General features: G+C 51.6%; 19 protein-coding genes and 1 pseudogene. 7 read left to right on the forward strand and 13 right to left on the reverse strand.

Annotated features, from left to right (window positions below):
• Positions 1–42 precede the first annotated feature (42 nt).
• The 8 genes from H6F94_RS16285 to H6F94_RS16320 form a co-directional block, all read right to left on the reverse strand.
• On the reverse strand, positions 43–423 hold the full coding sequence (locus H6F94_RS16285) for a YybH family protein (protein WP_190803304.1): 381 nt from the start codon (positions 421–423) through the stop codon (positions 43–45).
• Between the two features lie 119 nt (positions 424–542).
• Positions 543–1,436, reverse strand: coding sequence for a helix-turn-helix domain-containing protein (locus H6F94_RS16290; RefSeq protein ID WP_190803305.1), 894 nt, complete (start codon positions 1,434–1,436; stop codon positions 543–545).
• Between the two features lie 618 nt (positions 1,437–2,054).
• Positions 2,055–3,398: an epoxide hydrolase family protein gene (locus tag H6F94_RS16295; RefSeq protein WP_190803306.1), complete on the reverse strand. Its 1,344-nt coding sequence runs from the start codon at positions 3,396–3,398 to the stop codon at positions 2,055–2,057.
• Positions 3,399–3,567: 169 nt separating this feature from the next.
• Positions 3,568–4,503 (reverse strand): SDR family NAD(P)-dependent oxidoreductase, encoded by a 936-nt coding sequence (locus H6F94_RS16300; protein WP_199320473.1) that lies wholly within the window; start codon positions 4,501–4,503, stop codon positions 3,568–3,570.
• Positions 4,504–4,544: 41 nt separating this feature from the next.
• Complete coding sequence (locus tag H6F94_RS16305) at positions 4,545–5,564, reverse strand: nitrilase-related carbon-nitrogen hydrolase (protein WP_190803307.1); 1,020 nt, start codon at positions 5,562–5,564, stop codon at positions 4,545–4,547.
• Between the two features lie 181 nt (positions 5,565–5,745).
• Positions 5,746–6,507, reverse strand: a complete 762-nt coding sequence (locus tag H6F94_RS16310; protein WP_199320474.1) for a VOC family protein — start codon at positions 6,505–6,507, stop codon at positions 5,746–5,748.
• 116 nt (positions 6,508–6,623) lie between these two features.
• Positions 6,624–7,490 (reverse strand): oxidoreductase, encoded by an 867-nt coding sequence (locus tag H6F94_RS16315; RefSeq protein WP_190803308.1) that lies wholly within the window; start codon positions 7,488–7,490, stop codon positions 6,624–6,626.
• 147 nt (positions 7,491–7,637) lie between these two features.
• Positions 7,638–8,075 carry a VOC family protein gene (locus H6F94_RS16320; protein WP_199320475.1) on the reverse strand — a complete coding sequence of 146 codons (438 nt, stop codon included), beginning with the start codon at positions 8,073–8,075 and terminating at the stop codon, positions 7,638–7,640.
• Positions 8,076–8,434: 359 nt separating this feature from the next.
• Between H6F94_RS16320 and H6F94_RS16325 the strand changes: the two genes are divergently transcribed.
• Entirely contained in the window at positions 8,435–12,055 is a 3,621-nt protein-coding gene (locus H6F94_RS16325; RefSeq protein ID WP_242041242.1) for a WD40 domain-containing protein, read from the forward strand.
• 420 nt (positions 12,056–12,475) lie between these two features.
• On the opposite strand, the gene H6F94_RS16330 is transcribed toward H6F94_RS16325, so the two are convergent.
• Positions 12,476–12,946: a RidA family protein gene (locus H6F94_RS16330; RefSeq protein ID WP_190803311.1), complete on the reverse strand. Its 471-nt coding sequence runs from the start codon at positions 12,944–12,946 to the stop codon at positions 12,476–12,478.
• Between the two features lie 10 nt (positions 12,947–12,956).
• On the reverse strand, positions 12,957–13,244 hold the full coding sequence (locus tag H6F94_RS16335; RefSeq protein WP_190803312.1) for an SDR family oxidoreductase: 288 nt from the start codon (positions 13,242–13,244) through the stop codon (positions 12,957–12,959).
• A 130-nt stretch (positions 13,245–13,374) separates the two neighbouring features.
• Between H6F94_RS16335 and H6F94_RS31720 the strand changes: the two genes are divergently transcribed.
• The 3 genes from H6F94_RS31720 (at position 13,375) to H6F94_RS16350 (ending at position 14,801) form a co-directional block, all read left to right on the forward strand.
• Positions 13,375–13,596 (forward strand): hypothetical protein, encoded by a 222-nt coding sequence (locus H6F94_RS31720; RefSeq protein ID WP_199320476.1) that lies wholly within the window; start codon positions 13,375–13,377, stop codon positions 13,594–13,596.
• Complete coding sequence (locus H6F94_RS16345; RefSeq protein WP_190803313.1) at positions 13,593–13,799, forward strand: hypothetical protein; 207 nt, start codon at positions 13,593–13,595, stop codon at positions 13,797–13,799. The genes H6F94_RS31720 and H6F94_RS16345 overlap by 4 nt, the downstream gene beginning before the upstream one ends.
• Before the next feature lie 432 nt (positions 13,800–14,231).
• On the forward strand, positions 14,232–14,801 hold the full coding sequence (locus tag H6F94_RS16350) for a hypothetical protein (protein ID WP_199320477.1): 570 nt from the start codon (positions 14,232–14,234) through the stop codon (positions 14,799–14,801).
• Between the two features lie 44 nt (positions 14,802–14,845).
• On the opposite strand, the gene H6F94_RS16355 is transcribed toward H6F94_RS16350, so the two are convergent.
• Positions 14,846–15,541 carry a CPBP family intramembrane glutamic endopeptidase gene (locus H6F94_RS16355; protein WP_190803314.1) on the reverse strand — a complete coding sequence of 232 codons (696 nt, stop codon included), beginning with the start codon at positions 15,539–15,541 and terminating at the stop codon, positions 14,846–14,848.
• Between the two features lie 584 nt (positions 15,542–16,125).
• Positions 16,126–16,311, reverse strand: a complete 186-nt coding sequence (locus H6F94_RS16360; RefSeq protein ID WP_277878107.1) for a LysR family transcriptional regulator — start codon at positions 16,309–16,311, stop codon at positions 16,126–16,128.
• A 132-nt stretch (positions 16,312–16,443) separates the two neighbouring features.
• Here H6F94_RS16360 and H6F94_RS16365 point away from each other — a divergent pair, with 132 nt between their 5' ends.
• The 3 genes from H6F94_RS16365 to H6F94_RS16375 all read left to right on the forward strand — a co-directional run bounded on the left by H6F94_RS16365 (position 16,444) and on the right by H6F94_RS16375 (position 21,310).
• Positions 16,444–17,085, forward strand: a complete 642-nt coding sequence (locus H6F94_RS16365; protein WP_190803315.1) for a DsbA family oxidoreductase — start codon at positions 16,444–16,446, stop codon at positions 17,083–17,085.
• Positions 17,086–17,125: 40 nt separating this feature from the next.
• A complete protein-coding gene (locus H6F94_RS16370) occupies positions 17,126–18,295 on the forward strand; it encodes an FAD binding domain-containing protein (protein WP_242041243.1) in 1,170 nt (389 codons plus the stop codon).
• Positions 18,296–18,643: 348 nt separating this feature from the next.
• Complete coding sequence (locus tag H6F94_RS16375) at positions 18,644–21,310, forward strand: CHASE4 domain-containing protein (protein ID WP_190803317.1); 2,667 nt, start codon at positions 18,644–18,646, stop codon at positions 21,308–21,310.
• 61 nt (positions 21,311–21,371) lie between these two features.
• Here H6F94_RS16375 and H6F94_RS33575 read toward each other — a convergent pair.
• Positions 21,372–22,445 (reverse strand): annotated as a pseudogene (locus H6F94_RS33575) (SDR family oxidoreductase).
• Positions 22,446–23,049: the final 604 nt, after the last annotated feature.

Here is a 23,049-nt window from a genome sequence, read left to right on the forward strand (position 1 = left end):
GTCCGTGATGTTCCTTGAGGTTTTGAGGCATAACTCTGCACCTCAATCCGCTCCACGTGGGTTATCGATTACGAATAACCACGTTCCATCTGGCTGGCGACGGACTACCTCGGCATTTTTTCCCGTTAAGGTGACTGGATTGCCATCGGTTCTTTTGGTGATACCACTCCATGTTCCACGCGTTATGGCAAGATTTCCGTCTGAGCTTTGGAATGCCTCGATCTCTGTTGTGAAACTGACCTCGTCAAACGCAATCCATGCTTTGAGAGCCTCACGAATAGCCGCTTGACCCGTGACAGCTTCCCCAGAGTCGAGTATAAACGTGGCGTTTGGCTCGTAGAGGGCAACGACAGTTTCTAAATCCTTTCGCTGCAGCGCCTCCATCAGTAGGATGTCGCATTCTTCTGGTTTGCGTGCTGGCATATTCTTTGTCCTTTGACTTGGTAGATGTGAACTTAACAACTTATCTGAGTTAAATACACTATGTCAGACGAACAGACAGAGCGTATTCTAAGAGCTTGCGGCGTTTTTACAAGATCTTGCTATCGTCGCAAAAAGGCTTTGGGAGTGATTCCAACAAGACGCTTGAAGTGATAATTCAAGTGTCCCTGACTGGAAAATCCAACGATTTGCGCAATATCTGCGAGCGCTAAATTTGTTTTAAGTAAGTCTTTGGCACGGTCAATTCGACATTTAATTTGATATTGATGAGGGGGTAAGCCTGTAGATTGCTTGAACAAACGAGCGAAGTGATAGGGACTGAGTTTAACAATCCCAGCCAGTTCAACTAAGCTTATTTTCCGCTCTAGGTTGCCATGAATGTAATCAATGACATGATTGAGCTGCTGTTGTGACAAACTCCCTAAATAAGTCGAAGCAGCGGATTTCTGTGCCGAGTATCGGAATAAGAGGTGTGTGACCAAGGTATGAATCATAGAGTCTGCATAAAGATGACTCGCTGGATCTTCAGTTTCAAGGATTGTCTTAAGTGCTAAACCAATTTGTAAAATCAAGGGATCTATAAACAATGCTGGTTGAGGAATGAGATCAACAGAAGCATCCCAGATTTCTTCGCTAGTTTGCCTCAAAAGTTCTGGTGCTATGTAAAGTTGCAGAAATTCTGCTTCTCCATCCCAAGAAAAAGATTGGCTAAGATTGGCCAAATATAGCCCGATCCCCCCAGGAATAGCCTCTACTGTTTCAGCGTAACCATCTATGACTTGTTCTAAGCGATAGGGTTTACCTAATTTGATACAGACCTGGTGATAAGGTAAACAATGCTCAGCTACACTGGTGGCTGGTTGCAGATGGTGTACAAGTAGAATGTTATTCCAATTGGCTTTGGCACTAGAGATAGTGGGTTCACGGGGGAGCACTAGTGAAGTATTTTGAATTGATTCAGCGCTATTAGATGCTGAGGAGATTGAGTATGGCATATTCACAAGTTCCTGCGTAAGTATTCGCCTTCCTACAATTTAGATATCCGATACCTCAAGGGGGGTAGTGTAAGAGGATCAACAACCGACCCAAGTAACTCTTGATTTGAAAGTGTCAGAACTGGATACTCATCATTATTGAGGATTTTACTTCATCTTTTAAGGGGGAGCGGTTTTACTTTGCAGGTCATGTAGCGATGCTAGCCAGTGATGTCATCAATGTGCCGAATCGCTTGATGTGGGATGGCGAATTAAAAGAACGCTGGTCATTAGCAGATTGCACTGCAACGTAGAGGCTTCACAGACCGTGGGCGCACTTAGCTGACTACTTGGAGCAATGCCGAGAGCCCAAGCCTATTCTCGCAAGTTGAGTTGACTGCCTCTAGCGGATAAATGCGTGAGTTATACCAATTCTCTCAATGAGATCTATCCATCAAAAAGCCACCGCCTACGGTACCTCCCCTTGCCAAGGGGAGGTTGGGAGAGGTCAATCTGTAGCGATTAAAGTCAGTTGGTATAACACAGTTGTTTCACTGTCTTTTGTGAGGCGGTTGGCAACTGCGCAGCCAGCCGACCTTCCTTGTCTGATGTTTATTGTGTGAATCGGTTGGTCTTGAACTAACGCAGTGACTTGAACGCCGCACGGATCTCCTCAGAGAAGAGCTGTGGCTGTTCCCACGCTGCGAAGTGGCCTCCCTTGTTGGCCTCATGGAAGTAGATCAAGTTGCGATAGGCGCGCCGAGCCCACGTGTCTGGAGCTTGATATATCTCCCCTGGAAATACTGTGATCGCCACCGGGAGCGAGATCTCGGCGGTTTTCTGCGCGGCCGCATTCAAGAGGCTGGCCTTGTTCTCCCAGTACAGCCGAGCTGACGAAACTGCGCTGTTTGTCAGCCAGTACAGCGTGATGTCGTCTAGCACCTCGTCTTTCGTTGGGGACTTTTCGGAATCGCTGCCTCTGGACGTCCACTGAGCGAAACCTGGATGCCCAAGCAGCCACGCCGCCAGTCCGGTTGGCGAGTCCGTCAGACCGTACCCGACCGTCTGTGGCCGTGTGCCCATCATCACGGCGTAGGCCCGTTCCCTTTTATTAAACGTGTCGAGTGAGTCGAAGGCCGCACGTTCCTTCTTGGACAGTCCCGCTGGCGCGGGTCCGCCGCTGGCGAGCACCGTGGCCACGTCGGGCGGTATCGTCGCCGGTAAGTTGATGTGGATACCGAGTAATCCTGCTGGTGCCTGACGTGCCATTGCGCTGGTAATGGGAGAGCCCCAGTCACCGCCCTGGGCGACGTAGCGGCTGTACCCGAGGCGCTGCATCAGCTCCGCCCAGGCTCGCGCAATGTGGTCGGGGTCCCAACCAGTGCCCGTCGGCTTACCGGAGAAGCCGTAGCCAGGAATCGACGGGATGACCAAATCGAAGGCGTCCTCCGGACGACCCCCGTAGGCCGTCGGGTCGGTCAGCGGGCCGATGATCTTTAGTTGTTCAATGACCGATCCGGGCCATCCGTGCGTGACAAGCAACGGCAAAGCGTTCGGATGTTTGGAGCGGACGTGGATGAAGTGAATGTCCAGTCCGTCGATATTGGTTACGAACTGCGGTAAGGCATTCAGCTTCGCCTCAGCTTTTCGCCAGTCGTAGTCTGTTCCCCAGTAACGGACGAGTTCTTTCATCGTCGCCAGTTGCACACCCTGCGACTGGTCAGTGACAGTTTCCTTGTCCGGCCAGCGCGTCGTTGCAATGCGCCTGCGGAGATCGACGAGCGCCGCTTGCGGGACCTGGACGCGGAAGGGGCGGATGGCATTTGTGGTGGAGCGCTGCGCCGTATTCTTCTGGGTAGTTTCTTTGCCAATGGCGGCAACTGTCACTGGCGACAACGCCGCAAGAGCTGCGATTGCTACGCCCTTAAGGAGCAGGGTCCGGCGTGACAGGACGGAAGCTGCAGTTGATTTGTGCTTGGTCATCGTCTCACTCCTTCCTGCTGTAGTTCTCGGTATTAAGGGGCGTAACGGTTGAAGACAGAGTCGGGAGCTTTGGCGATCGCGTGACAGGAAAAGCAAGTGTTTGACGCTGCCAGCTCCGAGTCGACGACTGGCAGAGGATATCTGGCTAGCCCCTCCTAGACAAGGTTCCTCAAGCCGCGACTCGACTCCGCGTAAATTCAGCAGCGTGCAATTTCACGAAGTCATACATGCTCGTCGGTGTCTTGCCAGTGAGCTTGAATAGGTCGTCGGTCATGCGGTCATAGCGCCCCTGCGCGTGAAGTTCGGCCATCGTCGCGAGGTGGTTGACCAGGTGCGTTGGCACGCCAAACTCACGAAGCGCGTCAGTCCACCTGGAGAGCGGCACATCACGGTAGCGGATCGTTCGGCCGAGGGCCTCGGAAAAGACGCGCGCGTAGTGGTCCAGACCCGCCGACTCAAATCCGGTCAGATTGTAAACCTGACCAATGTGCGAAGCAGGGTCGTCGAGGATCACGGCAACGGCACGCGCCACATCAACCGCCGAGATCGGCGAGGTCTTGCTGTTACCTAGTGGCAGTGCCAGTTCGTCGTTGTCCCGGATGCCAGCAGCGGCGAGACGCAGGAAGAAGCTCTCTAAGAAGACCGTTGGCCGCACTGTGACGACCGGCAGCCCCGACCATGCCAATGCCTGTTCCGCCAACCAGTGCAGCTTATGCTGTGGGCTCGGGGTGGTTTCGGTGATGCTCATCTGCGTCACCGTCATCTGCGACATGTTCACGAAAGCCTCAATACCGTGGTGCTTCGCCACCGCAGCGGTGTTGACCGTGGCTTCGAGATAGGCCGCTGAGACCGACATGCCGAAATAGATGCGTGCAACCCCTTCAATCGCGCGGTGCATTGAGGTGAGATCGGTCAGGTCGCCCTGCACGACCTCGGCTCCAAGGCGCCGCAGAGCTTCAGCGCGTTCATCCTTCCGCCGGACCAAGGCGCGCACCTTATGCCCCTTGGCGAGCAACATTGCGGTGAGGTTGCGGCCGATACCCCCGATATCGCCTGCTGCTCCGGTCACGAGGATGGGGCTGTTATGTGCAGATTTCATGGTCATATCGCTTACCTTGTAGTTGCGTTTAGATAAATACGGTGGGACTATAGGACCTCGACGGCCCTCTCCTCTGCGACAGCCGCGCGCAAGGCATCAGCTTTCGGGTGTGCGGTGCGTTCATGGATGGGCGACGCGGGCGTCCGGTCGATCAGCAAGCTGAGCAGTTCGGGGCGGCTGTAATGACCGCGTGCGTCCATGAGCCGCTTGCGCGCGTCGATCTGGCCAAAGTCAAGCTCGGCAATCACTTCGCCTTCGCCCACTTTGAGCGGCTCGCCAATGATCTGGCCGTCGGGACTCACGATGGCGGTGAAGCAGCCCCCCGAAATCGGCCCGATCGCACAACCCGTGTCTTTCATGATCTGAGCCTGCTGATCGGCATCCAGCCACGCCGTCGCACAGACGACAAAGCAGCCAGATTCAATGGCATGCTGGCGGACGTTAATTTCCGCTTGCTCTGCGAACAACGGGCCAGCAAACGAGCCTGGATACATCGCCGAGTGGATCTGCTCACCATCGGCAATCAGCGCATACCGGGCCAAAGGATTGTTATGCTCCCAGCAAGCAAGTTGTCCGATGCGCCCAACGGCGCTGTCGATGGCACGTAGGCCCGAGCCGTCACCCTGGCCCCAGAGTATGCGCTCGTTATAAGTAGGCGTGGTCTTGCGGCGGCGCTGGATCAGCGTCCCGTCTGCGTCGAACAGAAGCTGCGTATTGTAGATCGAGCCGCCGTCGCGCTCATTGACGCCGATCGAAACGACCATGTTTGCTTGCTTGGCGGCTTCGGCAATTGCTTGGGTCTCGGCGGACGGCACCGTAACCGACTCTTCAAGCAACCGCAGATGTTCCTTGGCCAACGCGAACGGGGCTAGCACATAGGAGAAGTAGGGGTAATAGGGAATGATGGTCTCAGGGAAGGTCGCGAACTGGACGCCTTGTTGGCCCAGCTCACGGATCTTCTTGACGACCTTCTCGACGGTACCCTGCCGGCTATACAGCACGGGGCTGATCTGCACGGCGGCGGCTTTAACGAGCGGACTGGCAAGGATATTTTTAGTCTTTTGCATGGTTTTATCAGCGAAGGAACGCTGCCGACACATTTATGCAGGTTTCAAAGTGAGGCTGCGGACAGGAGGCGAGATCCAGGGCCGTCCACGGCCTCGGGCGCAGCGACCTGAACGCCGCCCTGGATTCTTGAGCAAAAATCATTGCTTCGTAAGCCTCTGCCGCTACCTACTGGCTGACGTATTAGGCGGGTGTGGCAACTCTGGCCGCAGCCTCTGGAAGAGCAGAAAAAACTTCCATGTAACGGTCAGCGGCGGCGGCGGCCTCCTCCGGACTGCTGCCCTTCTGACGCTCACTCAGATAGGGCGCGTACCAGTCCCACCAGTTGTGCTCGGCGTGCGTCTTCTCGTAGGGGTCGTGGTGCTCTGCTGTCTCGCGCAGAAGGGCCGCAAGGGTTGCAACGTCTATGTTTTGTGTTTGCTGAGAGTCCCACAGACGACCAGGCAGCCGCGTTGTGATCTCCTGCAGCAACCAGAGGTTCCCGTCCGGGTCCTCAAACGAGGCAAAGGAGAAGTAGGAACGGCCTTGCGGGTCGCGCCCGCTGACGCGTGGGTTCTCCACGGCGTTGTTGAAGGGGCCGCCAGCGTAGTGGAAAACCTCGCTGACGTTGACACCACGGGCAATCAAGTCTTGGCGGGCGGCATCGAGGTCGTCTACAGCGAGGACTAGGTTTTGCACTGGGCCAGGATCATTAGGAGTAACTCCCTTGCCGAAGATGATTGAGGCGTCCGAGTTGGGCGGCGTCACATGCACGTTGCGGTAGCCGCCCGCCGCGATGTCGATGTCGAGTCGCCAACCGAGATTCTCGTAGAATGCCTTGGTGCGCTCCACGTCGGAAACGGTGAACACTACGACTTCGAGTTTCATGTTTGGACTGTTTACGGGATTGCTGCTCATCTTGTTCTCCGTTAGATTGGTGAGCTTGCTGCCCACGATTAACTTCATTCTTCTGTGATTGCCCAATGCAAGCCACTCAAGTTCTTTGAGTAAAACTGCAAGTTAAGCTTGCTCAATTTCCAACTGGCCTGCTCATTACTTTCAAGGGTTAGATAGAGTTAGGGTCAGGCTATATTCGAAGCCATTACACGCTGGTTGTGGTCAGTGCTGGTAGCAACTGGCAGCCATGCTTCGATTTCTTGGGCCATTTTCGCGGCGTTGTTCTGGTACATCGAGACTGCGTCTTTGCCGACAGGCAAATGCAGCGGCGGACGTTCTGTATTGGCAAGTTGAAGGATCACCTGGGCAAACTTTTTCGGATCACCGGGCTGGTTGCCATGTAGTGCATCGGCCCCGATCCGCATCCGTCCTACCGTTGCCTGGTAATCGTCGATGATAGTTTTAGCGGCAGCATAGGATTCAGTGCTCAGGAAGTCGGTCGTAAAAAGACCGGGGGCTACCGTCGTAACCTGAATGCCGAGCGGGGCCAGTTCGACTGCTAACCCTTTCGAGAGACCCTCGACTGCAAACTTAGTGGATCCATACAATCCCCAGCCTGGAACCACATCGTAGCCAAACAAAGACGAGATATTAATCACCCGCCCGGACTTTTGCTGGCGTAGGTAAGGCAACACGGCACGAGTCACGTTCAGTAACCCAAACACGTTGGTGTCATATTGTTTGCGAACTTCGGCATCCGTGGCTTCTTCAATCGCAGCAATCATGCCAAACCCAGCATTATTGACTAAGACATCAATTCGACCGAAACGGGCAATGCCTTGCTTGACTGCCGCTTGTACTTGGTCTTCCTGGGTGACATCCATCTGCACAACGTACAGATCTGGGTGGTTGTGCAGGGTAGTGGCGAGTTGTTCGGGCTGACTGCGAACCGTCGCCACTACTTGGTCGCCCTCTGCTAGGGCGGCTCTGGCAATTTCTAACCCAAAGCCTCTGGAAGCTCCGGTAATGAACCATACTTTCTGCGTTTTCATCTTGTGTCCTCGTTTTAGATATTGGCTAGTTTGTTAGCTTTAACTCTTTCGGTTAGTGCATGACTGCTGCACTGATGGTGAGGCTCAAAAAAAGCGAAAAGCTTGATACTTTTGGCTCCTTTTCACCCTCAAGCGATAGATCTCCTGTTATCGTCCGGGGGCGCGAGTTTTTACTTCTTGGAGCACCCAACCATTGCCGTCTGGATCACTAAATGAGGCAAAGGAAGCATAGTCACGGCGTTTCGGATCGGGACCCGATACCCGTCCCTCGGTTCCGGCGTGGTGGAAGATCCCGCCGATGTCGTGGAACACTTCACTCACTTCGACGCCCCGCTCAACGAGTTCGGCACGGGCGGCTTCAATGTCGTAAACGATCAGGTACAGACCTTGAACTGAACCCGGCACAGCTAACGAAATTCCTTTGCCAAAGATGATCGAGGCTTCCGATCCAGGAGGAGTTAACTGCACCACCCGGAAGTCCTCACTAGTGACAAAGTCGGCATCTAGCCGCCATCCCAACGTTTTATAGAAGTCCTTAGCCCGATCGACATCGGAGACGGGCAAGACCACAACCTCGAGTTTCATGCTTTGACTGGTTACAGGATTGCTAATCATCTTGATTTTCTTTAGGTTGATGAGCTTGCTGCTCACCTCGGTTAACTTCATTCTTCAGCGATCGCCCAATGCAAACCACTCAATTTCTTTGAGCAAAAACGCAACTTAGTCGTTCTGCATTAGAGAGCAACCGCAGGAAGCGAACCAGGAGCAATTGAACCTGATATACTTCAGCCCAGATAGAATCATCTGCCTGTCAATCTGTGTTGCTGAAACTCTTTGTCAAGCCTGGATTGAAGAAACCCCCGGTACTTTGAGGGAAGATCCGCTCTGTCCCTTACACCATTGGCTGATCTATGGACTCCAAACCATCAAAGGATTCCAAGTCATTGTCATCAAGAGCTGGACAGGGTCGCTCCACTGCTGGGCGAGGGCGAGGATTTATCCTATCGCCTCAGGGATGGCAAAGATTCCAGACGGCAAAACAGCAGGCAGAAGCAGACGAAACCTGGGGCAAGCACTTCACCCAGGAAGAGCTGAGCGAGCGCACCGGTCTCTCCCTCAATACTCTCAGTCGTATCTTCAAGCGCGAACTGAGAGTTGATCGTCAGTCCCTGGAGTACCTCTTCCGGGCCTTTGGGCTGGAGTTGACCAAGACAGACCTCACCTCCCCTGCCGCATCTGAAGAGACAGAAAGCCGCTGGAGCAATCCCCAACAGGACTGGGACACGGCGGTGGATGCCTCAGCATTTTATGGACGTGAGGCAGAACTGAGGCAACTGTGGCAGTGGGTTGTCGCTGATCGCTGCCGCATCGTCGGGTTGTTGGGCATTGGTGGCATTGGCAAAAGTACAATCGCCGTCAAAGCTGCGCTTGGCATGCAAGCAGAGTTTGAGGTCGTCGTGTGGCGCTCCCTGGCTAATGCGCCACCACTGGCTGAACTCCTGTCGAGCCTGCTGAAGTTTCTCATGCCGCTCTACGGGGAAGATCCGCTCATTCCCACCACGTTGGATCAGCAGATCTCCAAACTGATGCAGTATCTGCGAGGGCGTCGGTGTTTGTTAATTCTGGATAATACTGAAACCATCTTGCGACGTGAGCCAGTGGGACAATGGCGAGCGGGCTACGAAGGTTACGGGCAGTTGCTCAGAGCCATTGGTGAAACATCTCACCTCAGTTGTTTGTTGCTCACTAGTCGAGAAAAGCCACGCGAAATAGCGCTGCTGGAAGGTGCACAGGAGCTAGTGCGAGCGCTGAGCTTGAGCGGACTGACACCTGATGATGGACGCACCATCTTTCAACAAAAAGGAGCATTTGCAGGTTCAGAAGCCGAATGGGAGACTTTGATCCACCACTACGGTGGCAATCCTCTGGCCTTGAAACTGGCGGCAGCCGCAATTCAGGATTTGTTTAACGGCAGCATTACCGAGGTATTGCCCTATCTCAGTCAGGGATTGGCTGTTTTTGAAGACATCCGCGATTTGCTAGACCGTCAGTTCGCTCGCCTCTCTGAAGCTGAGCAGAGAACACTGTCCTGGTTTGCAATTCATCGGGAGCCAGTCTCGATCGCAGATATTCGAGAGAATGTGGTTGATCATGCTGCTCAACAAAGTGTACCTAATTTAATTAATTCTCTGCTCCGGCGATCGCTAATCGAAAAAACAGAGGGGTTATTCTTCTTGCAACCTGTGGTGATGGAATACGTCACCGAGCGGTTTGTACAGCAGATTTGCATCGAATTTGAGACGCAGCAGCTTAACCTTTGGCAAACGCATCCCTTATTGCGAGTACAAGCAAAAGACTACATTCGAGAGATTCAGACGCGCCTAATTATGCAGCCTGTGATGGAACAGTTGCTGTCTTGTTTTGGCAGTGTGAAAGCGATCGAGGCACAAGCAAAGCACCTATTAAAGCAACAGGGAAAGAAACCAGGATACGTGGCAGGCAACCTGATTAACCTGCTGGTGCAGCTTCAAGTGGACTTACGCGGCTCAGATTTTTCGGGTCTCGTAGTGCAGCAAGCCGACCTGAGACAGGTCGATTTAGCTGGGGTCAATTTTCAAAATGCCACTTTTGCCAAGTCCAGCTTTTCAGAAACACTCAGTATTGCCATGTCGATCGATCTGAGCCCAGACACTCAGCTGATGGCAGTGGGTGATTCCATTGGCAACATCTATCTCTGGAACATCACTACAACCCAACTCTTAGCTACCTTTGAAGGTCATATCGGCTGGGTTTGGTCAGTTGCCTTTAGTCCCGATGGCAGAACGTTAGCCAGCAGCAGTAGCGATAGTTCTGCGCGTTTGTGGGATGTCCAGAGTGGGCGATGCTTGCAGGTGCTTACAGAACATACTGGTGGCGTTCGATCAGTGGGTTTTAGTCCCGATGGTCAGCAGTTAGCAACTGGCAGTGAAGATAAAACGGTGCGTGTTTGGAATTTGCAAGGGCAGTGTCTGCGTGTTTTGGAAGGACACACCCAGAGCGTTTATTCTGTCCACTTCGCGCCGAATCAGCAAACTCTAGCCAGTAGCAGTAATGATGCAACCATTCGAATCTGGGATGTAAGCAATGGGAACTGCTTAAGTGTCTCACAAGGGCATACCAGTGGAGTTCAGTGTGTGCGCTACAGCCCTGATGGTCAACTGCTCGCTAGCGGCTGTCGGGATGGATCGATTCGACTGTGGAGCGGTGCTCTCTCTCACGATCGGCAGCCAAAAACCAGCTTCATAAATTCCAGTGCCAAGCTGTTGCAAGGACACACCGACTGGGTTTGGAACATTGCCTTTAGCCCGGATGGTCATTGGTTAGTCAGTGCCAGCCTCGACGGTACGCTACGCGTTTGGGATATTCAAGAAGGGCAACCCATCTATGTCCTTGAGGGTCATACCCACGATGTTTTTGGGCTTGCCATCAGTGCTGATGGTCAATTGTTGGTCAGTACAGGAGAAGACCAGACAGTGCGGCTATGGCATTTACAGAGCGGAAAAAACCTGAAAATGTTGCGTGGATATACGGGTGGGATTCACTCCCTGAGCCTCAGTTCAGATGACCAAATCCTTGCCAGTAGTGGTCAGAGTGAAATGATTCAGTTATGGCATTTGCAACCAGATGGCAATTTGTCATCGTATCACCCCTACAAAACGTTTCCCAGCCCAACCCGTCGGACTGCATCATTCAGCAATGTCAGTTTTAGTCCCGATGGTCAAACGCTGGCGATCAATCGACATGATGAGTCGATCGCTCTATTGAATATTCAAACTGAGCACTTCGATCGATGGACAGCGCACAACGCGGCTGTGTGGAGAGCGTTGTTCAGTCCAACGGGACAAATTTTGGCAAGCAGTAGTTATGATTGCACTGTGTGTCTGTGGGACGCACAGACGCATTCCTGTTTGCATGTGTTAAGCGGACACCAAAACGGTATTGCTGCGATTGCCTTCGACAACAGCGGTCAATGGCTGGCAAGTGGCAGTTTTGATCTCACCATTCGTCTCTGGGATGTGCAAACTGGAGAATGTTTGAGGATATCGCAGGGACATATGGGCACAATTTTTGCACTGGAATTCGATTCCAGCAGTCATCGGCTAGCAAGCGGCAGTCAGGACCAAACAGTTCGATTATGGGATAGGCAAACTGGAGAATGTCTGAAGGTTTTTCAGGGGCATACAGGAGCTGTCTGGACGGTTGCCATCAGTCCCAACGGTCGATTCCTGGCAAGCGGCGGTGATGATCAAACGATTCGAGTGTGGGATCTGCAAACGGGGCATTGCCTACACATCCTGGATGAACATAGCGCTTGGGTCCGGTCAGTCATCTTTAGCTCTAACAGTCAAATTCTATTCAGTGGAAGTGACGATCGCACTATCAAGCTGTGGGATGTGCAAACAGGGCGCTGTATTGAAACGTTAACGGTCGATCGCCTGTATGAAGGTATGAATATTCAAGGCGCAATCGGATTGACCGCGGCTCAAAAATCAACCCTTAAAGCATTAGGGGCAATTGAGCATTAATGCATTCGCCTTTGGCAGGCACATCGTGTTTAGCAACCGATTGAAGGTGTTGAGCAATCGCGCTCTTTCCTCATTCACCAGTTGGTTGGTGAGTTCGTTCAAAACAAGCTCTTGCAGTCCGCTTGTTGGCAGTTGGTCAGCTCACTCATCGTCAATCAAACTCGCGCTCTGGGGCAGGGAATGACCGTTGCAAAGAACCTAAATCCCTTTGAGGGATTGAAACAGACGCCCTCTATAATTGCCCTTTTGATAGGGCAGTTGCAAAGAACCTAAATCCTTGATGTGTCATTGGTTGCACAATATTTCGTCCTCTTTGGAATTGGTCAGGCATAAGTGAGCAGGGAAGATGGCACAAGTAGATCACTAAAGCCACTGTTGCTAATGGCCTTAGATAATCTGCTCACCCACAGCAGGTTTACTCTATGCGGTAATCTCGAAAATGACTTCAAGAATCACGGTATAGCCACCAGGAAGACTTGCAGCACCTTGGACCGAGCGGGTGTGAGAGTTTTCTGCTCCAAACAGCTGACCGAACAGATCTGAGACACTATCGGCCACCTTCGCATGTTCAGTGAACTCTGGTATGGCCAGCTGAATCACATTGAGTCGCACGGCTCGCTTTAGCCGATCAAGGCTCCCCAGTTCAGACTTCGCGACAGCTAGTGCATTCAGCCCTGCAATTCTAGCCCCCTCCTGGCCATCCTCCACGGTGCGTTCTGCGCCAAGCCGCCCAGTTAAGTAGGGTTTTCCATTCACAACTGGAACCATGCCGCTGACAAAGAGCAAGGTGCCAACTTGAACTGCTGGGATATAAGCACCGAGCGGCTGGGGGGCCGCTGGTAGCGCAATCCCCGATTGCTTCAACCGTTCTTCCAGATGTTGTTGTGACATAGCTACCTCCTCATTTCCCAGCGAAAGTGGTGCCATCCACATGCAGGATTTCTCCAGTTGTGAACTGCGTTTCAATCAGATAGAAAACTGCATCGACAATCTCCTTGACTTTACCCAAGCGTCCCATTAGAGCCAGGCTTTTCGAGAAGTCAGGAATTTCAGGCGTATTAAGTGGGGTATTAATAAAACCCGCAGAGACGCTATTGATGCGAATACCTTGTTGCGCGTACTCGACTGCACCGGCTTCGATGCCCTGGGATGTGCCCTTCACAATTGCTCTGTTTAACTGATCTGCCATGGTTATTCTTTCTTTTCAAGCACGTTAATGCTGCTCATCTTGTTCGCCGTTAAGTTGGTGAGCTTGCTGTCCACCTGGCTACACCTCATTCTTCAATGAGCGCTCAATCTAGACCACGTAAGTTCTTTGAGTGAAAACGCAACTTAAGCGTTCTGCATCAGGACGACCTACTGGTGAGGGACTGGCGGGCGCGCTTGCAGGCGCTCAGGTTGTCGTCGATGTAGCGAACTCGCCTTCGTTCGAAGACAAAGCAGTTTTGGAGTTCTTGGAGACATCACAAAGGATCTCTCATTCTGGGCCGATGGAGGTGGCAAGGTCGTTGCTGCGCTCAAGCCTTTGCCCGGCGCAATGAAAGCGTCTCGGTTCCTGCTGGCAATTCGCCGCAAGTGGCTCTCCGAAGCAACTTCTCGCTTGGTTGAGATTAATGGGCAACCCAGCATCATTTATAGCCTGAACGGATGCATTTTTAGTGCTTTGATGTTTGACATTGTGGATGGCCGCATCGACTCCATTTCCATTTACAATGCGCAATTCAGAAAAATTAATGCAAATTAGCACGATCGTTGATTGCCAAGGAATTGAAGGGAAAGATTAATGGGAGTATTCTTTGAAAACCCGTAGAAATAACTTGAGCAATTGAGCGGATTTTCTAGGACTAATTTGATAGTTCAGATCCCTAAAAAATCGCTTCGCCAAATGGCAATAGGCATAAAATCAGGATAAACAGACCAACCTTCATGGCATAGAAATATAGGAATAGCATTGCCAAGTAAAGCGTATACCCAAAAGACCTAGATCACCAAAAGCTGACAAAAGCCTACTAATCGTGTTACTTGATCTATGTTGCTAATATGAGAGGCTATTTCAACTTTGATCGTGATAAATAAAGCCTCAAAACTGTTTGCCTTGATGATTACAACCGGCTTGGTTTTAGTTCTAGCTGGCTGTGGCTCTAGTAGTACAACCTCTTCCTCAGTCCAGCAGTCTGTGACTCCTAGCACTAGTTCTCCAGAGCGGAGCAGCCTGCCAACTGCTGAAACTATTTCATCAGAAGGAATTGGCCCTGCTCGTTTGGGAATGACGTTAGGCAAGCTAAAACAAGCACTGGGAGCAGGCTCTACATTCAAGGTAGAGTCCCCCTTTATCGTAGATTTCGATGCGCTTGCAGTCATTCAGTCAGGAGAGGTGCAATATTACATTCTTTATCCGGCTGGAACCACGCTAGGTGATTCAGATGTGATTACAGCGCTACTAACCGATAATTCTCGCTACCGTACAACTCAAGGCGTAGGACCGGGAACATCCATCCAGCAAGCCGAAGCAATTTATGGAGAGGCAACCTTGTCTTACAACACCTCCAATGAGTCTAGGGAATATGTAAAATTTGCGGCTCAACCCGCTCAAGACATTTTTTTTAGGACTGCGGTTGAAGAGGGATTTGCAGGGATTTATCCTTCGCCAACTGAAGAGTACAACACAACCCAGGAGTTTCAGAACACCGCTTTAATTCGCTCAGTTGAGGTTAACTGCCCTCCTGAAAGCTGTCCTAAACCCTAGGCCGTGTTTATCTCATCATTCAGCTTGCCATTAGCCGTCAACCGCTAGGCAGCTTGAGCAAACAGCAACTGCCAACCAACGATAGCGAGGGCGATATCGGCAAGGCTGTGGCTGATGTAGCTAGGCCAGATGGAACGGTAGGCTTGATAGCTCCAGGACCATAGCGCTCCCCCAATAAACACACCTACTGACCCCAGCAAAACAACTCGCCACTCAGCATAGGCGGCCAGACCAATGATGTGATGGAGTGTGAAAGCTAGGGCGCTGAGCACAATTGCTGGGGTGCGGGGCAGGAGCGCTTCGAACTGGCGGTATACAAACCAGCGCCAGCTATATTCCTCAGCCAGGGAGTTAAACAGGGACCAATAGATAGAACTGAGCAGGTAGGTACTGGGGTTGAGCCGTCCAATTTGTTGCACCTTGGCCTGAATCTCTGCGGGGTCGAGCCAGTGAGTTCCAATCAGCCAATAGGCCGCCAGGATCGCGCCGAAGATCAGCAGCCCTGAGAGGATGCCGAAGCCAATGCCTCGACCTGATAGCTGCACTCGGGGTTTACCTTGCTCTACCCACAAGAGCCACAGGAGCGGCAGAACCAACACCCAAATTTGCCCCAGGCCAAAGACTGTCCAACCGATGGCGCCCGGCGCAAGATGCAGGTTGACGAAGGTGCCGATGCTAGTGACGGGGACAAAGAGCAACAGGGCAAGCCAGGCCTGGGGCTTGCGAGGAGGGTTAGCCATATAGTGATAGAGGAGCGGTGGGACTACCAAAAGTGAAAGGAGTGTAAGGTCTTACACTCCTATAGAGTTGTTCACGATTGGGTTTGGCGTCAGAGACCAGGAGCCAATTTCTGAACTGGCAGACTGGGCACCGGAGGTTCATAGGCCTTTGTGGTGCCGTCTGGTTCAGTCGCGAGGTGCTGCCCTACGGCGGCGATTGCCTCGTCTTACCACTGAGTGTACGCGACAAGGTCAACGCAGAAATGCAGCGGATATGTAGCCGCTATGGTCTGACTGTCACTGAGTCAGACAAGCTGAAGGGGTGACCAAAGCTTGTGAGCTTAGGAACTATTCTGGGCTGGGATGATGAGGCTGGAATGAGCTAGAGCGTGAGTGAGTAGAAAATTTACGTAGAAGAGTGAGATTAGGTTTCTGAGATGGTAATTCTCGCTGGCGTTACTTGGCGCTAGTGAATCTACTTTTCATAAGAATGAATGGCTTCTCATCTTCGCGACCGCTACCTACACTTTTTTTAGTGCTGTACGCTGACAAAAAATAGGAAGATGCATGAATCAACCCTAATCAAATCATTGCTGTAATTTCCTTCAAACCAAGGTTGCCTCCCAGTAACGTGTGGAGCGGTTGAGTAACTGAGTATTGAGCATCTCTTCCAAAGCATTCACTTGCCGAGTTACAGAAGAGACAGCCATTTGCAATTGCCGTGCCGCTTCAGAGAAGCCATCAGTTTCTACCACCTTTACAAAAGCACGCATCGCCGCAAATTGATCCATTGGCTGAGAATCCTCTTGCCATTGCAGAAAACGCAAAAGTGTTTAGCTTAATCGCCATATTATCATTGCTAATAAACGGAAGTATGGTTGAAGTGTCAGCAATTAGCTGCAACTTAAGCATAGGAAACGACCATGAATTTAATGATCGAAATCACCTCTGACTTCATTTGCCCGTGGTGTCTGGTTGTTGATGCACGGCTCAACCGAGCAATTGAACAACTCAAAACGCCGATAGAAATCAAGCGCGTCTGGCATCCGTTTGAGCTAAACCCGTCCATGCCCGAAGCAGGTATGGATCGCAAAACCTATCGCTCCAACAAGTTTGGTAGTTGGGCTTACTCTCAATCCCTAGATGCTCACACTGTAGAGGTCGCTAAGAATGACGGCATTGAATTTCGCTATGACTTGATCCAGGTCACGCCTAATACCCTCAAAGCCCATCGTCTAACTTGGTTGGCGGATCAAGCAGGAAAAGCAACCGAGATGGCTGAGCGAATTCTAAACGCTTACTTTACCGAAGGACAAAACATTGCTGAAGCTGAAACTCTCGCCAAACTTGCGGCTGAAGTTGGTCTAGACGCAGATGTAGTGACGTTTTTAACTTCAACTCAAGGGGTTGAGGAAGTAAGAGCACTAGAACAGCAGGCAGCAAGCCGAAATATTCGGGGCGTACCGTCCATCAAAATCGGCAAGGAAACAATAGTGGGTGCCCAAAGCGTAGAAGCCTTTTTGGCCGCTTTGCAAACCACAGTGCATGAACTACAGAAGTTGTAACACGGCTCACCTGAAAATCCTCAACAAAGGTTTAATGCTTATGAAAACTACAGGCAAACGTGCCATTGTAATCGGCGGCTCGCTTGGCGGCTTGTTTAGCGGGATCATGCTGCGATCGATCGGGTGGGAGGTCGATATTTACGAACGTTCCGCCCATGATCTCGACAGTCGAGGGGGAGGTATTGTCCTTCAGCCGGATGTGGTTGAAGCGTTTCAACGGGTAGGTATTGAGGCTCAGGCACTGGGAGTCGTGGCCCATGAACGCTATTACCTAAACCCAGATGGCAGCATTGCTCAACCGATGCCGCTGCGTCAAACGCTAACCTCTTGGAACTTACTGTATGTCTCCATGCGGCGACATTTCCCATCTGAACATTACCACTGCGGCAAATGCTTGAGCGACATTCAGCAAGTCGGTGAACAGGTAAGCGCTATCTTTACCGATGGAACTCGTGACACAGCTGATTTACTGATCGGCGCCGATGGACCAAACTCCACGGTGCGACAACATTTTCTACCAGATTCCCACTATCGCTACGCTGGCTATGTTGCTTATCGAGGACTGGTCAACGAAGCTGAACTAGAGCAGGAGGCTGCCGCGCTCTTTACCGAGCGCTTTGTATTTTATCAGTTCCCCAGTTCCCACATTCTCCAATATGTGATTCCTGGTGAGCACGAATCTCTAAAGCCTGGAAAACGCCGTTTCAACTGGGTCTGGTACGTCAACTATGATGAGACAACAGAATTGCCTCGCATTTTGACAGATAAGCAAGGCAAACGCCGAGATTATTCCATTCCGCCTGGACTACTAGCCTCAACAGTGGAGCAAGAAATGCGCTCCTATGCTGAGACTGTCCTGGCTCCGCCATTTCAGAAACTGGTTGCAGCTACCCAAGAACCATTTGTACAGGCAATTTTAGATATGGGAGTGCCGCAAATGGCTTTTGAACGGGTCGCATTGGTCGGTGATGCTGCTTTTATCCCCCGTCCACACACCGCCGCAAGTACAGCAAAGGCAGCAGCAAACGCGATTGCCTTGGCAGATGCATTAGTGCAACACGATCACAAAGTGACCAAAGCATTGAAAGACTGGGAGCGACCTCAACTTGCCTATGGCAAGCAACTCATAGCTGCCGGTCAGCGATTGGGTGATCGCTCTCAGTTTAGCCACGGAACTAATCGGTTTGGTGAGAAGGCGAATGTTCTTTAACCGATAGCCTAAAGTAACTGTAGGCCAACCACCTGTCAGTTTTCGATGCTATATGTAGCGGAACCAGCCTAAGTTCTTAGAGGTATTCCCCTACCCATCGCCGTTCAATTCAGGATCACCCTAGCAGTACCCCTTCTCGCTTCCAATTGCACTCAAATCCAGCTAATCCCAACATCTTGGGATGCAAAATATAAGGTCAGTCAGACAGCGATTGCCAATAAACTGTAGCCGGGGTCACAAATAGCAACCTGGTCCAATATCCCTCTCAAAAATCCTATTTGTAGGCAAACCTAGGTCTCGGCGGATACCTTAGGGTAGATCGGTGAACACACGACGAAGAGAGGCACAGTGTCACTCCGGAAAAAGACCCTACGGATCCTCGGCGTAGTGCTGCTCTCCCTGAACATCCTGGTATACGCCATCTCTTCAAACGTGCTCCTCGAAAACTCGGCTGAGTTAGAGAGGCAAAGTGTCCACCAGGACGTCGAGCGGGTCCTGGATGCCCTGGACCGTGAACTTGCCGATCTTAGTAAAGTCGCCAGAGATTGGGCCTGGTGGGATGATACCTATCAATTTATTGAAGACGGCAACCCAGAATATATTCAATCCAATATTAACGACACAACTTTTACTAGCCTAAAGCTCAATCTACTAATCCTCTTTAAATCCTCTGGTCAGCTGGCTCTCGCTGAGAGTTTTGACCTGGAGCAAAAAAAAGAAATCCCCGTACCAGCGCAGTTGCAAACGCTCCCCAACCGTGACCTGCTCCTGCAAAATGTCGACACTGAGAGTAGTCACTCCGGCATTGTTCTGTTGCCCCAAGGGCCAATTCTCATTGCCTCGGAGCCAATTTTAACGAGTAATAACCAGGGACCCAGCCGAGGCACTCTACTGATGGGGGCTTACCTGGACGCCAATAAAGTCAAACAACTGGCTGAACTCACTCACATTCCAATCAATTTGCAACCCGCTAGCTCAGCAGATATCCCAGCCGAGCTAGGACGAGAGCCAAGACAAATCCTGGTTCGCGCCCTCAACACCGATGCAATCGTGGGCTATACCCTCTTGCCGGATATCTACGGCAGGCCTGCCCTCCTGCTGCGCGTGGACATCCCACGGGCTATCTATCACCAGGCACTGAACAGTGTTTATTACCTTTTGCTTTCCCTACTAACCGTGGGGCTAGTATTAGGGACCATTATCTTATTAATCCTAGACAAATTAGTTCTGTCTCGATTAGCTCGTCTCAATACAGGCGTCAGCAAAGTTCGCGCCAGTGGTGACCTTTCACTACGAGTTCCTCTGGCGGGAGATGATGAGCTCGCGAACTTAGGCCGCACAATTAACGGCATGCTGGAAACAGTTGCCTTCTCTCAATCTGAGCTACAAACCAGCGAGAAAAAATATCGCTCAGTTGTTAATAACGTCAAAGAAGTTATTTTTCAGACCGATGCCATTGGCTTATGGACTTTTCTCAATCCAGCCTGGACAGTGATTACTGGTTTCACGCATTCAGAAAGCATCGGTACCCACTTTCTCACTTACATTGACGCCGAGGATCGCCAAACCAGCCTGGAGCTTTTTCAAGCACTAGTTGAGCGTCAGAAAACCGAGTATCAACGAGAAATACGTTTCCTTACCAAAGCGGGTAGTTCGCGCTGGATCGAAGTCTACGCTCGACTCATGCTAGATCCTGATGGTCGAGTTATGGGTACTTCTGGCACGCTGAATGACATTACAGAGCGCAGGCAAACGGCAGAAGCCTTATTGCGGGCCAGGCTAGCCGAAGCCGCCAACCAGGCACTAGAAAAAGAAATCGCTGAGCGGCAGCGGGCAGAAGCAGAACGGGCAGAACTGCTGGCGCAAGCCGAAGCTGCCAACCGACTTAAAGACGAGTTCCTCTCGATTTTGTCCCACGAAATTCGCACGCCGCTCAATGGCATTTTGGGCTGGGCTCAGTTATTGCGGCGAGGGCGGATGGAGCCAGTCAAGGCAACCCGAGCCCTAGAAACCATTGAGCGCAATGCCAAGATGCAGGCGCAACTGATTGACGACTTGCTGGATGTCTCGCGCATCATTCGCGGCAAGCTCAGCTTGGAAGTGCAGCCACTTTCCTTGGTCTCGGTTGTGGATGCTGTTCTTGAAACCCTGCACCCCGCGATTGATGCCAAGGGCATTCAAATTGAGGCCAAGCTGGACCCTGCGGCCAGTTCAGTTTTAGGCGACGCTAACCGCTTGCAGCAGGTGGTGTGGAACTTGCTCACCAATGCTGTTAAGTTCACTCCTCAGGGCGGTCAGGTTGAGGTTCGCCTAGAACGGGTCAACGGCTCCGCCCAAATCCAGGTCCAAGATACGGGTCAGGGCATTAAAGCCGAGTTTCTACCCTATGTCTTCGAGCGTTTTCGTCAGGCGGACAGCACAACCACGCGCGCGCAGGGCGGACTGGGGCTGGGATTGGCGATTGTGCGCCATCTGGTTGAACTGCATGGCGGTACGGTGCAAGCAGACAGTGCCGGTGAGGGACAGGGCGCAACTTTTACAGTAAAGTTACCCCTACGCGCCAAGGATTCGCAGGAGAGCGAGGCCAAGCAGAGCCTGCCATCGGTGTGGGCCAATGCGGTTTTCCCTGGCTTGCGGGTGCTGGTGGTCGATGATGAAACAGACGCCAGAGAGCTGCTGACCTTTGTGTTGGAGGAGGCTGGCGCTGAAGTAACCGCCGTTGACTCAACCCCTGAAGCCTTGGCCGTATTGGACCGCTGGTCACCAAGCATTCTGCTGTCTGACATTGGCATGCCGGGGGAGGATGGTTATGCGCTAATTCGACAGATCAGAAGCCGCTCAGCCGCCGCTGGGGGGCAAATTCCAGCGGCAGCCCTCACCGCATATGCCAGTGAAGAAGACCGGACACGGGTGCTAGCAGCAGGCTTCCAGTTCTACTTGACCAAGCCGATCGATCCAGTCGAACTCAAGGAAACCGTTGCGCGTCTGGCACGACAGATTTTAAGACCGCTCTAGACTGCTCTAGATTGAATCCAAACAGAATGTTGGTCCTATGAGTTCTGCTTCCTATCGTGCTTCAGGTAGGAATGATTTTTTGTTGTTTGAGGCGACCGATCAACTTCACAATCTCCTCCCCTGTGTCGAGGTTCATCTCCTGAAAACCGAAGCGGCGAGCCTTATTGACGTCGAAGAATGCGTCGTTCTCGACATTAAAGATGAAGTCACCAAACGGCCAGTTGGCGAGGTCTTTTAGAGAATTGGGCACAAGACCATACTTTTGCACCATCGCTTCCCAAACTAGGCCTTTGTCCTGCATCGCCTCGGTAAGTGAGAAGGTTTGGGGCTCAACACAGTCGATACCAAAAGCTGTGGCAACCTGTGAAAAAACTTGGCTCCAGCGAAACACATCGCCATTGGTGATGTTGAAGAGCTCGCCATAACAGGCCTCGTTCAACGCCGCCCATTCCATCGCTTTCGCCAACAGGGTTGCATCGGTGCCATTGGCAAGGATTTGGTAGGCTTTGAGGCTGGCCGGATAACGTAAGGGCACACCTAGCTCCTTGCACAGGCTAGCGTAGACGGCGATCAGGTTACCGAGATTCATCGGGTTACCGACCGCGAAGCCAAATATGATGTCCGGTCGCAGAGCCGTCCAGCTCTAGGGCTTACCCTGGGCCGCGCCACGTAGGTAATCCTCCTGGTCGTAGTAGAAGTTGGGCGGGAAGTGCCGAGGGTCGGTTTCCTTGGCAGGGGTTTTGTACAGGCCGAAGTGCGCACCATAGGCTTTGCCGCCCTGAATGAAGGTGATATGGCGGAAGCCACTCGCTACCTTTTCTACAGCCTCAACAATGTTGCGCAACATGCCGACGTTGTATTTGGACAGATCGGCGGAAGTCTTATGTTCCTGATAGGCCGCGTAGAAGATGTGCGTGACGTCCTTTAGCCAGTCCTGCTGCTTGGCAATGGCATCCGGATTGAGCAAATCAATGGACTGAAACTCTGCCTGGGTTTCGAAGTCAGGCGCACGCCGCGATATCGCCTTGACTTGCCACTTGACTTGCTGAGTGTCTTTGCCTTCGACGTAGTGGATCAAATTGCGCCCAATAATGCCCTGTCTACCTAATACCAGTGCCATATGCTTCGCCGTCATGTATTTGCCCCCTGATCTGGATCGCTCCGGCTAATGTAAATGTTGGTAGTCGCTAATTCAAGGCTAATAAAAAACTTTCATCAGCTCATACCGTCTAAGTTTTAGATTTTGGATGTAAAAACCTACGGGGGATTACACTCAGGTTCTGAATCTATTGCCAATAAATTGTAATTTATAAATCCAGATAAAATTCTAATCAAACTGGATGCTATTCCAACCCCTATATAATGCATCTGTTGTGTATTTGTTAACACCTCGTGCTCTCCCTTCTGGTGGAAGATAGGCGATTCCTCCGGAATTATGGTTGGTCTATGGTAGTTCTGTTCATGCATTGCACGGACTGCATTGGCGGTTTGGATAGTAGAGCTAAAATCCTTTTTGGTTTTTATCACTCCAATCGTGTCGGTGCCTACAAGCAATCATTTTGAAACCACTGAATGAGTTGCAGGATTAAGGAGATTATTTGGGAAATTATTGGGTATGGTACCAACAACCCTACTCCTCAAAACAACTCTAGATTTCAACTGATAGACAAGATACCTGCATCAACCAGTATTCTAAGCTGCATTTGGCTCTGAAAAAAGCTCTGAAAAAAGGCTCTGAA

It is taken from the genome of Leptolyngbya sp. FACHB-261 (assembly GCF_014696065.1).
GTDB lineage: Bacteria > Cyanobacteriota > Cyanobacteriia > FACHB-261 > FACHB-261 > FACHB-261.